The organism is Streptomyces sp. NPDC002776 (assembly GCF_053592195.1).
This window is the reverse complement of sequence record NZ_JBSFVG010000038.1, coordinates 1-15,162: the sequence shown is the minus strand read 5'-3', so window position 1 is coordinate 15,162 and position 15,162 is coordinate 1. Positions and strand designations below refer to the sequence as shown.

7 protein-coding genes are annotated in these 15,162 nt (G+C 66.7%); 4 read left to right on the top strand and 3 right to left on the bottom strand.

Annotation, left to right across the window (positions count from 1 at the left end):
* Positions 1–117 precede the first annotated feature (117 nt).
* Positions 118–7,710 (bottom strand): SDR family NAD(P)-dependent oxidoreductase, encoded by a 7,593-nt coding sequence (locus ACWD11_RS34550; protein ID WP_389421576.1) that lies wholly within the window; start codon positions 7,708–7,710, stop codon positions 118–120.
* A 374-nt stretch (positions 7,711–8,084) separates the two neighbouring features.
* Positions 8,085–9,434, bottom strand: coding sequence for a wax ester/triacylglycerol synthase domain-containing protein (locus ACWD11_RS34545; protein WP_389421575.1), 1,350 nt, complete (start codon positions 9,432–9,434; stop codon positions 8,085–8,087).
* 496 nt (positions 9,435–9,930) lie between these two features.
* Here ACWD11_RS34545 and ACWD11_RS34540 point away from each other — a divergent pair, with 496 nt between their 5' ends.
* From ACWD11_RS34540 to ACWD11_RS34530, 3 genes are all read left to right on the top strand, one after another.
* The gene (locus ACWD11_RS34540) at positions 9,931–10,614 is read left to right on the top strand and encodes a DUF6230 family protein (protein WP_389421574.1); all 684 of its coding nucleotides are present in this window, start codon (positions 9,931–9,933) and stop codon (positions 10,612–10,614) included.
* The gene (locus tag ACWD11_RS34535; RefSeq protein WP_389421573.1) at positions 10,605–10,964 is read left to right on the top strand and encodes a DUF6114 domain-containing protein; all 360 of its coding nucleotides are present in this window, start codon (positions 10,605–10,607) and stop codon (positions 10,962–10,964) included. The genes ACWD11_RS34540 and ACWD11_RS34535 overlap by 10 nt, the downstream gene beginning before the upstream one ends.
* Before the next feature lie 761 nt (positions 10,965–11,725).
* Entirely contained in the window at positions 11,726–12,310 is a 585-nt protein-coding gene (locus ACWD11_RS34530) for a methyltransferase family protein (RefSeq protein ID WP_389421572.1), read from the top strand.
* A 335-nt stretch (positions 12,311–12,645) separates the two neighbouring features.
* Here ACWD11_RS34530 and ACWD11_RS34525 read toward each other — a convergent pair whose 3' ends face one another.
* On the bottom strand, positions 12,646–14,055 hold the full coding sequence (locus ACWD11_RS34525) for an IS701 family transposase (RefSeq protein WP_451287850.1): 1,410 nt from the start codon (positions 14,053–14,055) through the stop codon (positions 12,646–12,648).
* A 471-nt stretch (positions 14,056–14,526) separates the two neighbouring features.
* Between ACWD11_RS34525 and ACWD11_RS34520 the strand changes: the two genes are divergently transcribed.
* Positions 14,527–14,859 carry a hypothetical protein gene (locus ACWD11_RS34520; protein WP_451124860.1) on the top strand — a complete coding sequence of 111 codons (333 nt, stop codon included), beginning with the start codon at positions 14,527–14,529 and terminating at the stop codon, positions 14,857–14,859.
* The last annotated feature ends 303 nt before the right edge of the window (positions 14,860–15,162 follow it).

The window sequence follows — 15,162 nt, the reverse complement described above, 5'->3', positions numbered from 1 at the left end:
CCGCTGAACGCGTTCCAGATCGCCTTCGAAGGCCGACTCACCCCCACCAGCCACTGACCCTCAACAACCAAGATCAGCCGTTGACTGGACACACCCGCCAGCGCGCCGGAAGCCCAGTCACGGCCGCTTCGGCATGTCAGTGGACAGGGTCTGCTGGGACTTGTCTGCGGTCGATTGTGACGGGACCCGCGTCTGCAGGCTATCGGCGACGGGGGAGGGGGGTGGTGTGGTCGGAGCGCTGAGCCCGAGCCGCAGATGCAGCAGGGCGCTGAGGTCGTGGAGGGTGGTGCCGTTACGCAGGAATTCCATCGGAGGGATGTCGATACTGAACTGCTGACGCACCAAGACCAGGAGCTCGGTGGCCATGAGGGAGTCGAGGCCGTACTCGTCGAGCCGACGGTGAGGGTCTAGTGCATCCGGTTCCATCTGCATGGCCTTGGCGATGTTGTGGGAGATGGCTTTCTGCAGAGCAGCCCGGGATTCCTCGGGGGACATCGCGGCCAGGGAGGTGAGGAAATCTTGCTGGGATTGACCGCCCATCTCCTCGTTGGACGGAATGATCAGGCTGTGCCGGGGAGCGGTGAGACTGGGCAACAGGCTCCGTAGTCGGCTCCAGTTCTCACGGCCGATGCCGGTCACAGGAAAGCCGCGGGTGAGCACGTCGTCGGCGGCAGCGAAGGCGTCCTTCAGCCCGAGTAGTTCCATGCCCAGCACAGCGAGATGGGGAGTGAGGTTATTGCGGACGACGTATCCGGTCTCACCGAGCGCTCCCCAGGCGATGGCCTGGGCGGGCAGTCCGGCTTGGCGTCGCTGGCGGACCAGGGCTTCGAGATAGAGGTTCCCTGCAGCATACGGAGCTTGGTGGATATTGCCGATACCGGCGGCCGCAGACGAGATCATCAAGAACAGATCGAGATCTCTGGTGCGGGTCAGCCGGTCCAAAATGTCGGCCCCCCGGGCCTTGGGAGCGAGCACCGCCGCAAAACGAGCATCGCTCAGCTCGTCCAGTGACGCGTCATCGAGGTGCATGGCACAGTGCACCACACCCCGCAGCCGATGCTCACCCGCGTCGATGCTGTCGATAAGGTCGCGCACAGCACCTTCGTCGGTGACGTCACAGGCATACGCGCGTGCCTGCACCCCGCGGTCGGCCAGTTCGTCCAGCAGCGCGGGCGCCTCGGGTGCCTGACGACCACGCCTGCTGACAAGAGCCAGGTGACGGGCGCCGCGGTCGGCCAGCCATCGGGCGGTTGCCGCGCCGAAGCCACTCAGACCACCGGTGACAAGGTAGGTGCCCTCTGGATCCAGCTGCAGCTGTTGAGGGACAGGTTCCACCGCGGGCGGTTCGTCCAGGGGGTCGAACGCGACGACGACCTTCCCGATGTGTCGCGAATGCTGCATCAGCTCGAACGCATCGTCCACCCGTGCGGCCGGGTAGACGCTGTGCAGCAGGGGGCAGTAGTTGCCGGTCTGCACATGCTCGTCCACCTGCTGCGTGAGCAGGCGCCCTACCTCTGGCTGCTGGGTCAAGGTGGTGAGGTCGACACCGAAGAACGCCAGGTTGTCGTTGAACGGCCGGAGGGAGAGCGGATTGTTCTCCAGGATGTCGCGCTTTCCCAGTTCGATGAACCGCCCGCCAGGAGCCAGCAGTTCCAGACTGCGGCTGAGCGCCTCTCCAGCCAGGGAGTTGACCACGACATCGACGCCGCGGCCGTTCGTGAGGTGGGTGATCTGGTGGGCAAAGTCGAGATTGCGCGAGTCGAGGACGTGCTGAACACCGAGGACACGCAGCAAGTCACGCTTGGATTCGCTGCCAGCAGTCGCAATGACGCGGGCACCACGTTGCGCGGCGAACTGCAGCACCGCGAGCCCAACGCCGCCCGCTCCGCCGTGCACCAAAACCGTCTCTCCCGCACGCAGTCGCGCCAGGTGCTCCAGGCTGTAGTGAACAGTGGAGAAGGCCACGGGGAGCGTGGCAGCAGCCTCGAAGGTCATGCCCTGCGGCATCCGGCGCAGTGCATGTGCCGGAGTGGTGGTGTGCGACGCGAGCGAGCCGGCGGCCATTCCATAGACCCGGTCACCCACGCGCAGCCCGCTCACGCGCTCCCCCACAGCGGTGACCACACCAGCACATTCCAGGCCGGGCACGGTGGAAAGGGTGCGTTCCTGGGCCTCGGGAGGCAGCAGCCCGGTCACCGTCATGATGTCCCGGTAGTTCAGCGCGGCGGCGCGGACGCTCACCGTCACCTCTTCCGGTCCCGCTGCCGCAGGAGTTGTCGCCTGCCAGGCAAGTTCGTAGCTCAGCCCTGGCTTGCGCACGCTGAGGGCATAGCTCTTCGGGGGGTGGGGGGAGGTGGTCGGCAGCGGAAGGACACGGGGTACGAACCGGCCACCCGACGTGAGGGCCACCTCATCCTCCTCCGTGCACGCGCGCAGCTCATCGGTCAGCCGACGGGCGTCACTGTCCTGCTCAGTCGTGCGTTCCAGACTGATGCGGCGCACCCGGACGTCCGGAAACTCGTTGGCCAGAGTGCGTGCGGCGCCCCAGACGGCCGCGTCGACCACGGTGGAAGGTGGTTCGGGCGCCGGCAGGGCGCCGCTGGGTCGTGTGACCAGCCACAGCCAGCTGCTGGTTGTCGAGGCCATCTGCCGGCAGGCATGCGCCATGGCCCGCAGGAGCGCGGCTCTCCGTGCTGTGCCGGCCACAAGGGCCTCGGAGTCGGAAGCCAAGTCTGCCAGCAGCAGGACCAGGTGTACCTCCCCCGCTGAAGTGTTGTGGCCGCGCTCCCAGTCGGCAGCTTCCTCACTGGCGCGCATGCACTGGACCCGGTAGTTTCCGCTGTCCGCCAGCTCCGCTTGCACGGCGGCAGCCAGCGGCTCCTCGTCCGGCGTTTCCGTGGCCAGGACCACGGTGCACGGCGCTTGGCGTCGCTGCCCTGTCGGCGCCGCAGGATGGGGACGCGGCTTGTCCGTGGTGGTCGCCATGATGACGGAGAAGTCGTCATCTCGGCCTTGAGCCGCTTCCGAGCTCTGCAGGATGTCGGTGAAGCCGCACTGTTCAAGGAGCTCGCGCCATGCGTGACTGGGCAGCAGGGGGGACACCGCTCGCAGCGAATGGTCGGTCCGGCGATGCCAGAAACTGTCGAGAAGGCCGAAGTACGGAACCAGCATCCCGGTCGAATGTGCTTCGAAGGCGAGCAAGTGCCCGCCGGGGGACAGGAGTGCGGCGATGCCGCGTACCGCGGCGGTGACGTCCTTGCTGGCGTGCAACACGTTCGCGGCCACCACCAGGTCGAACGTGCCTTCGGCCAGCCCTTGGCCGGCCGCCTCCTCGTCCAGGTCGTACGTCCCGTACTGCACGAAGTCGTAACGGGCGAAACGCTGCTGGGCGCGCGGGAGGAAGTGTGCGGAGGCGTCTGTGAACAGGTAAGTGGTGCGGTCGGCTGGGAGTAGAGGCAGCAGTGCACTGGTCATGCCCCCGGTTCCGGCACCGACTTCTACAATCCGCAGGGGACGGTCGGTGGGCCACTGCCGCACCAACTCGTGTACGAGGGCCTGAGCGATCCGGTTGTAAGCACGACAGGCAGGTGCGATGTCGTAAAAGTTCTCCAAAGCGGTCGCCGCTCCGCCTCCCGTCAGCATGTCCAAAGCGCCGGTGTGGCCGCGCCGGATGCTCGCGCCGTGGACGTGGTTACGTGCCTGCAGCAGGATTTCGGCACTGAACGCAGGGTGGTCACGTACCAGTTCGCCAAACAGGGCGCGCTCCCGCCAAGGACCCGTGGTCAGCCGCCATGTTCCGGCCCCGGCCGGCTCAGCGACCTCGCGCCACTCGTCCGTGGTGAACGCATGCTCGTACTCGGCGACATGTGACCTCTGCAGACCTGCACCGATCAGATGTTCGATGGTGAAAGGCTCGGCAGGGTCCGGCAGCATTGCCGCCGTCACTTCGGCGAGCCGCTGCGTGTAAATTCGCTTCGCCACACCGGAGGGGGCGCCGAGGCGCAAATCGGCTACGGCACGGTACCGCTCGCTGATCCGTGGCCGACAGGCTGTGGCGATTTCGGTCGCGGAAGGCAGGCGACGTGCCGGGGCCACGGTCTTTGGCAGTGGTGCGGCACGCATCTGCGTGTGATAAAGCACCACGGGAACGTGTTCGGGGTGGGTGAAACGTCGCTGCCTGCAGCGCTCGAGCTCGATCGTGACCGTACCGTCCTCGTCCATGACGGTGACGTCCCAGCACATCTCCCCATGCGAGCGCGAACGCTCGCGCACATGGATGAACCCTCGGCCGGAAGGCGACTGCCAGGCCCGTACCGCCCCCACGGCGGAAGGCAGGTAACCGATTTTCCCTTCCAGGACATCCCCCATCAGCAGCGGAACGCCGGCTTGCAGGGCACCGTCCAGCAGCGCGGGATGCGCGATGAACTGCGTTTCGTCCGAATGGTGCTCATAGCCGGCCAGCACTTCTCCCTCGCCCACCCACAACTGGGTCAGCACCTGGAAGGCCGGCCCGTACCCGAGCCCCTGCCGTTCCGTCCACACGTAGTGTTCGGCAGCTGACACGTGCTGTGGGCAGCGCTGGCGCAGGCTGGCCACATCGACGGGCTGGGGGGCGGAGCCCAGGCGAGCGCGCACGCGGGCACGCACATGCGGGCGTCCCTGGCGGCTGTGTTGATCGGTGCTGGCGATGGTGAGGAGTCCATCATCAGGATTGAGTGCCACCTGCGTGTGGACGCTGGAGGCGTCTGCCCACGGCACCGCCAAGGGAGCGGTGATCTGCATGTGGTCCACTTCCACCGGTACGCCCAGGGCGCGCTGTCCAGCGGCCAAGGCCATCTCCACGTACCCGGTGGCGGGCATGACGACCGATCCGACGATCTTGTGGTCGACCAGCCACGGAACCAGGGCCGGCTCGATCGCCCCGTGCCACGAGGGGTGTGGGCCGGGCATCCGCTCCCCCAGCAGTGGATGATCGAGGATGCCGGTGCCACTGGTGCGCACCCAGTCCTCAGCTGATCCTTGCCAGTGGCGTTTGCGCTGCCAGGGATATGCCGGCAGATCGACCATCCGCCCCGGCCGCGGGAAGTGCCTGGTCCAGTCGAGGTCGGCCCCGGCCGCCATCACCGCTGCCTCTGTGTGCAGCAGTGCCGTCCTCCCGCAGGCCCCGCGACGAAGTGTAGGAACCACCGCCACCGCAGTGCGCTCCCACGCGCCGCCTCGCCGCAGGTAGGAGCGAAGCACCGGATGTGGGCCGATCTCCACCAGCACATCCGCGCCGTGGGTGAGGGCCGCTTCGAGCGCGGGCGCGAACTGGACGGTGGCACGCACGTTGTGCCACCAATAGGTGGCGTCCAGCTCGGAGCCCTCGGCCCGCTTGCCCGTAACGGTGGAGAAGAGCGGGATGTGCGTGGAGGAGGGGATGAGTCCGTCTAGTGCTGCGCGCAGGGGCTCACGCAGCGGGTTCATGGCGGCGCTGTGGAAGGCGTAGTCCAGCTCCAGAACGGTACAGGCAGTGTCGCCGCGAGCCATGTCCGCCGCGAGGCGAAGCACTTGGCTCTCCGGGCCGGCCACCGTCACATCGTGCTCTGAGTTGACCGCTGCCAGTTCCAACCCGGCGTATCCGGAGAGGAGTTCCATGGCCGGGTCCGGGGGCAGATGGAGAGCCGCCATCCGCCCGCTGCCGGCCGTCAATGCCTGAGCCCGACTGCGCTCCGCGATCACTCGGGCCGCCTGCTCCAGGCTCAATGCCCCCGAGACGTATGCCGCGGCCACTTCGCCCACGCTGTGTCCGAGCACCGCGGCCGGGGCGATACCCCGCGCGCGCAGCACGGCTGCCACACCGATCTGCACGACGAACAGCAGCGGCTGGGCCACTTCGGTGGCCGTCATGTCCTCGGCGGTAACCGTACCGAGCCGATCCGCCACGGACCAGCCCAGACAGGGACGCAAGGCAGCGTCCACCTCATACACCGCGGCACGGAAGGCGGCATCCTCTGCGAGGAGGTCGGCTCCCATGCCGGCCCATTGCGAACCGTTGCCGGAGAACACGAACGCCACTCGCCCGCGTGCGACCGCCTCACTCACCGCTCCGGAGGTCGCGTCTACGGCAGGGGACGACGACTGGGAGGGCTCCCCCTTCGATTCTTCCTGCGGCGCGAGGAGTTGCTCCATGCTCCGCGCTGCCTCTTGGGCCGTCCGCGCCAGAACGACCGCCCGGTGACGGTGCAGCCCTCGGCGTCTGCTCGCGCTGTAGGCCACGTCGTAGAAGTGTCCGGGGTCGGCTTCCTTCAGACGCGCGCACATACGCATGGCCGCCTCCCGCAGAGCCTGCGACGAGCTCGCCGACACGGTGACCGGCCGCAGCGCGGCCTCAGCGTCAGCCGGCTGAGAGTCTCGGGGCGGCGACACGGGAGCGGCTGCCACGATGACATGAGCATTGGAGCCGCCGAACCCGAACGAGTTCACGCCCACCATGGGCCGGTCGACCGGCTCCAGTGGCGTGGCCTGCGCGACCGGAGCCACGTTGAGCCCGGCGAAGTCGATATCCGGATTGGCCGGCAGGGAGTGCAACGTGGCGGGAATGATCCCGTGCCGCAGCACGAGCAGCGCCTTGAAGAGCCCGGCCATCCCGGAGGCCGGCTCCAGGTGACCGAGGTTGGACTTCACCGAGCCGATGGGCAACACCGTGCTGCGCCGGGCCCCCAGAGCCCGCCCGATCGCCCTGCACTCAGCCGGGTCCCCCACCGGCGTGCCTGTGCCGTGGGCCTCGAGATACACCAACTCCTGCGGCTCCACCGCGGCTTGGGCGTAGACCTGTCGCAGCAGATCCTCCTGGGCATCGGGATTGGGCAGGGACACGCCAGGGGTGCGGCCATCGTTGTTGGATCCGCTGCCGACGATCACCCCGTGGACCCGGTCACCGTCGGCCAACGCGTCTTCCAGCAGCTTGAGCACTACCAGCCCGCCGCCCTCGGCTCGTACGAATCCGTCCGCGTTCGCCGAGAACGCCGCGCACCGCCCCTGCCGCGACAGCATGGATGCTTGGGAGAAGCCCACATAGTGGTAAGGGCTGAGCAGTACGTTGACGCCCGCGGCGAGTACCGTGCGGCTCGTGCCCTCGTGCAACGTACGGCAAGCGCGGTCCAGGGCGACCAGCGAGGAGGAGCAGGCCGTGTCGATCGCCATGCTGGGCCCACGCAGGTCCAGAAAGTGCGAGAGGCGGTTCGCCGCCAAGCTGGATGCGCCGCCGGCCATGGTGTAGGCGTTGACCGATCGGTGTTGCATCATCTGCAGCGCGGCGTAGGAGGCATCGGAGACGCCGACATATACCGCGGTGTCCGAACCGGCCAGCGACCGAGCGGGAAGCCCCGCGTCGTCCAGGGCCTCTACCGCCAGTTCCAGCAGCATCCGGTGTTGCGGATCCATCCGAGCCGCCTCTTTCGGCGCGATGCCGAAATAGTCGGCGTCGAAGGACGCCACATCGTCCAGGAACCCGCCCGCCGCGGTGTAGCTCTTACCCGGCCGTGGCATGTGGACATCGATGAAGCGGTCGCGGTCGAATCGGTCCGCAGGCGCTTCACTAATCAGGTTCCGTTCCTGCCGCAGGGCCCGCCACAGCCCGTGAAGATCGACGATGCCGCCGGGGAGCCGGCAGGCGACACCGACGATGGCGATCTGCTGAGCCCGTACCGGGCCGAGGCGGGTGTTCACTGGGATGGCCTCCAACTACAGGTCTGCGGTTGCAGAACCGTCGGGCAAGAGCAGCGGCGATGCTGCCACGGGGCACGTCCCCGACACGCCCGTGGAACCGCAGCCCTTCGACGCACATGTGGCTCCCTGAAGTGCTCGGCAGAGCTACTGACCAGCACCAACAGCGGCTGTGACAGTCACGGCCGACCAGCTCTTCCCGCCCCGAACATCACCTGTGTGGAGGATGGCTCCGCCGCGGATGCCTAGCTCATGGCTCGCGCTGCGAAAGGTTGTGGGCACCGACTGGCCCCTTTGGAGCGGAGCTGGCCGGCCTGCCAGCCGCACGAACTTCGCGTCGGCTTCGGAAAGGAGCTCGCGCTCCGCCACGCCTCACGTCATGGTGCGCATGCGAGTGCGTGGAGTTCGTCAAGGGCGTCCTTCCACATCCGGGGAATGCCCGCTCCGCAGGGCATGGCGTCGTCGTACACGACGGAGAGCTCACATGTCGCCTGATACCGGAGAAGCGTGAGATGACACAGCTGGCCGGGCGCCGGAGCGCCCCAGCCGACGACACCGGTCATAACGGCTCCGTCAATCGCAGGCCGCCGAAGGGCCAGGGGAAAGTAGGTGACAGCTAGCGGAAATCGGCGGCCTTCGAAGAGCCGGCGAAGCACCAGCCGAGTCAACGGGGCGGGCGTCAAACGCAGAAGCCAGCGAGAGCTCTGAATACGCCTCTCCGAGCTTTGCGCAGTCAACTGCCGACCGATGAGCTGGTGGCGGCGCAACGGATCCGGATCGTCACACGGCAAGAGAATACGCGCCATGGTGACGAAGTTGCCCGGTAGTCCCTGCTCTGAGATGCGTCGGGTGGAAAGAGGCCACAAAATCCTCACTGGTCGTGGCCTTCGCCCTTCCGCCAATGCGACAGCGCGCATCGCTCCCGCCACGGCTGCGAGAAAGACCTCATCGATTCCAGCGTCCAACCGCCTTCCGATCTCTCGCAACCGTTCTGTCGGTACGGCGCCTACGGCATATGAACGCTTCCGTGTTGTTGCGTTACGGAACATGGGCGGGACGCGGCAAGGCCACATACCTGCCGTAACCTCTCGGACGATCCCGAACACGGCCTTGGCGGACATGCGGTCATCGCCTGCTCCCACCGTTGCCTGCTTTTCCGGATACGGCGGCTGTGGCAAGGAGCAGAGGATTTTAGCTACATAGCTGAGGCCGACGCCGTCCGACACCGCATGGTGGATACGGAACAGCAACACGAACTGCCCAGTGGTTGCGGCGTCATGAATCAGCCAAAGATCCCAGCGGGGGTGGCACTCAGACGGCAGAGGAATGAGTTGTACGCGCCGGAAGGCGCTTTCCCAGTCAGCCTCACCCACCACGTCCAGAACACGTACATGCCGACGCATGTCAACATGGGAAAGTGGTTCCCAGCAGGGCGCTTTCGAGTTCGGAGTGAGGCGGTGTGTGAGCCCGGGCAGCGAGCTCAGCCGCGACTGAACGTAAGAACGCAAGGCTTCCACCGTGGGCGGGCGACCGGCGAAACGCGCGGTCCAGCCGATGGTCAACTCATCCGGTCCGCCCAGACGATGGAATACCTGACTGACCTTGTCAGCGGCCCGAAGGTCGGATGGCGACCTCGGCACATCCTGGGCGGCGGGCGACCGTGGCACGCCGTCGTCGCCCAGACGTTGCGAGCATGCCGCGTTGCGTTTTTCAGTGGGATGAGACATCACAATCCATACCCTCAGGGAACCGGGCCCTTCAGCGCGGCTCACAGCGCCCTTAGTAAGCGTGCGCCGATCGGCGCGAGGCGATCCGACGACCGGAGCCTATGCTCCGACCTGACGGGTATAGCAGCAACGAAACCGCCCGTCGGCCACCTCGTGCCTGCCGGATGGCAGTTGCACCCAGACCGCCCGCCCGAGCCCCCGTGGGCAACGAACATTGCGGGCGGCGCAGCGGCCGGCGGCCCTCTCGGCGGCGCGCGATGGTGCCATCGGGCTGCCCCTGGCCGCGCCGAACGATACCGGCCGCTCCATCGACCGAGCGGAGCCACGACATACCAGGAAACGTATGTCTCCGTCACCACGACGAAGCACAGCGCTGCCGACGGCTGGCGTCGCATGAGCGAGGCTCCGGCTGTCCGCGCCTGGCTGCCTGGACAGCCAATCGTGTGAACACCGGTGACCGCGTTGTGCTGACCGGCGTTGGGATGGGCAAGCCAGAATGCATGGACGACTGCCCATGGGCAAAAAGGGACGTGACACCTTGAGGCTGACAAACCTCGCTGCAGGGCCGGAACGGCCTGGCGGGCGAGCCAGGCGACGGGGAGGCCGCACAAACTGGCGGCGGTTCGGACTTGCCTCTCTGGCCGCCACGCTCCTGGCCACCGGGACCGTCGCCACAACCACAGCAGCCGAAATTCCGGTCTCCTTCGCCGTCGCAGGGAATCCGTTCACTGTCACCGCCGAACACCTAGAGGCCACCGGAGCCACCCAGTTCGCTTCCTTCCGCAAGGACGCGAAGGGCTCCAGCCATCCTGTGACAGTGGTCGGGATCCGTAGCGCAAGTATCGAAGGACTGTGCCAATCCGCGGTAGCCCGCACCCCCTTGGGCGCAGTGACTCTCATCATCCGCTCAAACGGGGACGCACCTGTGACTGCCCGGAACGTAGCACTGGACATCACCCGCCTCACCGGAGACATGACATTCCATTCCGTGGAGATGGGCCGCGATGCCGCCACCTTGGACAGCTCCGGAATTGTCGGCACACCGGGAACCTACGGACAACAAGCCCGCTCGCTCACGGTCGAGAATGCTCGCTTGCAAGCCTGGTCCCTGACCGCGGGAATGTTCTCGCTGACCGGGTCCGACATGTCTGTGCAGCGGGGTGAGCAGACGTGCTCCTGACTGCTCACCCACGTCCGTGGGCCGCCTGTCTCGTCATCGCTCTCGCCGGTGTCGAAATCGGCTCGTTCCCCCTCGCGCGCCCCAGCCTTCTGGGCATGCAGGGATTCAGCGGAGCTAGCGCGGTCCTTGTAGCGGCCGCTCTTCTCGGATGCTCCGTTCTGTTGTGGATGCGCCCAGCAAACGCCGCCCTGAACGGCACGGCGGCAATCTTCCTCGGCCTCTTGTCCTATCCGCTGGCCAATCTGGGCGGCTTCTTGTTCGGCATGCTGCTCGCGCTGCTCGGAGGGGCGCTGGCTCTCGCTTGGCAGCCGGTCGACGAGAAGGCCGTGTCGGTGCCCGCTCGTGACTGAGCGGATGTGGTCGCCCCGCCGCGCAGCGTTTTCTGTACTTCTCCTCCCTCTCCTATGCACATTCGCACTTTCTCCGGACCACGCCGGTGCAACCCCTTCGCCGCATCCCACACCGGCATCCCTTTCCGTCCCCGGCTCATCGACGTCCTGCGCGTCGGAAATCTTTCCACGAGCCCGACCCGCAGGGGCCGAGTTAACGGACACCGTCCAAGCCATCACCAAGTGCCTGAGTGGCACCGTGCCCGAGATCACGTCTCCCGGCAGCGTGGCACTCCAGGCCGAGGACGTCACCGTTACTGGGCTGAAGTGCGGGCTTCTGCTATTGGGCGACGGAGATTGCCGGGCCCTAAAAGTAGTTTTGAACGGCGTGCACATCCATTACCCGCGTGCCGCTGGACAGCCCGGCTCGTGCACCACCGCTCGTCGGATCACCCTCTCTGGCCAGGTGCACTTTCACGCGGCTTCACTCAGCGGTCGCGTGTTCGGCCTCATGAAAGTGGCCACGTCCACAGCTCTGGTGCCACCCGTGCCCATCCCCTACCTTCAACTCACAGACGTTCATGCCACCGGCCTCCGGGCCCGCGCCGACCTTGTCACTACTCGGCACACGGCCATCCTTCCCAGCGGTCCGCGCTCAGCTGCCTGCCCTGATGACCCGGCCGTTTTCGGCCCCATACAGCTGAACCCTTGACCTCCGTAGCGCCTTCCCCATCACATGCCGCGAGGTCGCAGCGGCCCGAGCGAAGAGAAGTGAGAACCTTATGACTCGCGAAGACATTGCCCGTTCCCTTGTCGGTCTCACCGCCGTGCTGTGGTTCTGGAGTGAGGCGAAATGGGTGATCAGGCAACGCGCTACCAGCGACCGAGTCGTCATCAAGGAAAGCCGGTCCTTTTTTGCACTCGTCATCTCGTACGGGGCCGCACAAATGGGTGCTTTCGGATTGATGTGGTTCTTCCCATCTCTGCAGATCGCAGACGACTGGAGTACCTTGATGATTGCGGCGATGCCGCTGGCGTGGACCGGACTCGCCCTGCGGCAGTGGTCGGTGCACACGCTGGGAGACTTCTTCCGCGCCAAGGTCACCGTGCAGCGAGACCACGACGTCGTCCGCAGTGGCCCCTACCGGTATATCCGGCACCCCTCATACGCCGGTGGACTCATGACCGTCATGGCGATGGCCCTGATCTTCAATCACCTCGCAGCCTGGATCGTCGTGGTCGGTGCCGTATTCACTGGAGCCCTGTACCGCATTCGCGTGGAGGACGAGGTTCTCTGTCGACACCTGGGATCCGACTACCGCCATTACGCCGCGCACACGTCGCGCTTGATCCCTGGTATCTGGTGAACCACCGTAAACGCGTGGCGGCGCGGCTCGCCTCGGGCGATGAGGACCGCACCGGGTACCGCACCGGCGGAACGGGCACTCACGCCTTCGGCCGTCATCGACCGGTTCCTACGTTGCCTCGGCCCGCCCGGGATACCGTCGGACAGTGCCGTCCTGCATGGACGAAGTCGACTTGGCCCATGGGGTCGATGTCGCGCAGGGGATCACCGGGCACGGCGACGAGGTCCCGGTTCGTCCGGGCGCGATCCGGCCGAGGCCGCACGCAGTGATTCCAACCCAGCGACATCACGAGTTCAACCTCAGTAGCGGTAGTTCGTTAAATCCGGAGGTAGAGATCAATACCGTGTCCGGTGGTGACCGCGTCGATCAGGGCCTGGAGGTCGGGGGGTGGGTCTTTGTCCGTCCAGGATCGCCACCATCGGTTCAGGGTGGTGGCAGGGGTGAGCCAGGCGCGGACCGAACGTAATGCCTTGGGCCAGCAGGGCAGTTGGGGTGGGTGGGGTTCGGTTGGTCCCCCTCTCTGGCCCCTCGTCGGGGCACGGGTCCGGCGCGGTGGCGTCCAGGTGTCCAGGTGGGGCGAACCACTGGTCCCAGCAGAAGGAGAAGGCGCAGTTGACCAGGGCCTGGTGGCGGCGGATGGCGCGGTCGGAGCGGACTTGGAAGTCGGCCCAGCCGAGTTCGTCCTTGATCTGTTTGTAGCTCTGCTCGATCCACGGCCGCAGGCCGTAGAGGCGGACGATCTCGGCCAGGTCGGCGGGCGGGTGCGGGCTGGCGGCGGCGTGGGGTGCGTCCGGGTGGGGCAGGTTGGTGGCCAGGTACCAGGTGGCCTTCTCCGGCAGCCGGGCTGGGTCGGTGGTGGCCACGACCAGACGGCAGGGCGAGTCGCGACCATAGCCGCCCAGTCGGGCATCGGCGGCCCACCAGCTCTCGGTGTGCCCGTCACGGAAGTGACGCTCCACGGGCGTCCAGTCGCCGGGACGCCTGGCATCACGCCAGGTCAAGGTATGGGCGGCCTCGATAGGAGTGTGCGGCTGGCCGGCCGGAGCCCAGGTGCCGCGGTGCGGCTTGAGCGCCACCACATAGGCGAGGCCGGCCTCGCGCAGTGCGAAGTACCAGTCGTCGCTGACGGAGTAGGCGCAGTCGGCGACCACCGCCCGGCAGCCGAAGCCCGCTTGCTTGCCCTGGGCCGCGAGGTCAGCGGCCAGCTGGGGTTTCGTGCGGAAGGCCGGGTCGGACCGGCCGCGGGGGAAGTGGTGGGCAGGGGTGTAGGGGTGCGCGTGCAACGGGTAGTAGACGCGGCCGTCGGTCCACACCGTGGTCACCGTGACGATGCCGTTGTCGGTCTTGCCCAGCCGGCCCAGCCACTGCCGGCCCACGTGCGCGGTCGCGGTGCCGTCCTTGCGGTCCCCGGAGTCGTCGATCACGATGACCCCGCCGTCGTGCGGAGCCGTCGCCGGCTCCTCGCGCAGCAGTTCAAGCCGCCGGTCGTTGATCTGCTCGGCCTCCCAGGGCGACTCGGACAGGAAGAACTGCAGCCGCTGCACCCCCGGCATCCCCGCACCCGCCACCGGCTCCGCCCCGGCCAGGCAGGTGATCGTCTTGTTCCGCTCCCGCGGCGCCAGCAGCCCGGTCAGATACTCACGAAAACCCCGCCGCTGGGCCAGGCTGAAGAAGAGGTCGTCGAACCGGGCCGCGTAGTCCTCCAACGGCCCCGGCGCGGGCGGACACGGACGGCGAGCAGTCATCTTCAGCCCTCAGCACGGCAGTTGGCTCCTATCACCGGCCTACGACCAACTCGACCCGTCGTAAACCCACACCACCGCCGGATTTAACGAACTACCGGTAGCGCCGGGGGAGCGCTCGGCCTCGCGCCCGATGCGGGTCTGTGTAGCGAACGGCCCTGTCTCACATTCGGTGGTGACGGAGCGTGCTGTTATCCGAGGAGGATGCGGTGCCGGAGCAGGGTGAAGCCTGCTCGTCCGTGCATCTGGCGCGCGATCCGTTTGGTCTTGGAACCTGTTTCCGAAGACGCGTGTTGGAAATTGGCCATCTTGGTTTGAGCCGTGTGCGCCCTTCGTGCTTCGCCTCTCTCGCCCCATCAATCGTCCGGTGTCCCAGATGTATAGGCGTGTCTTGTGCGGCTCCAGAAACACAGGCACTGTCGTGCTGCCCTGCCGAGACCTCGCCCGGGCTCCCCCCAGTCGAAGGAACCTGCCATGACCCGTCGTTTCATATCCGGCCGCCTCGCGGCCGCAGCCGTCCTGCTCGCTGTTCCCGTCCTCGGCGTCGCCGCAGCCACCCCAGCAGCCGCGGCAGAGTGCAATGGGGTGCAGGTCACGGGCAACATCTCCGACAAGCTGTGCATAGCGATCGGGGAGAACAAGGTCCTGCTCGACAACAGGCTCAAGGCGTCCAATGTGCTTACGTCCAGGCTCGAACTCGGGGTGGACTACGCCATAGGGCAGGACTTCACCGTGACGCTCGAGCCGGGCGCCGAGGTGGAATTCGATCTCAGCGGTGTGGCCACGGTCAGCGTAAAGGCCGGCTGACCACGAGTCGGGCAGATTAGCGGCCCCGTACAGGACGTCCTGGCGCCCTCGTGCAGGGGCGCCCGCCTACGTTGGGGTGCTCCGCCTCGCTCGTAAGGCTGCAACACAGAATTTCGGGTGTGCTCCCTGACGTAGAGGAAATACGCTGTCCCGGCTCGTTCTGCCCCCTGTCTGAGGAGGAGGGTGGGGTAGGACGTTCCGGCCGTGTTAGGGCGTGTTGCGAAAGTCGATCTTGGTCGTGAATGATCACTTGTCGTGGGGCGTGGTGATCTGACGAACGACCAGTGGGCCCGGCTTGAGCCG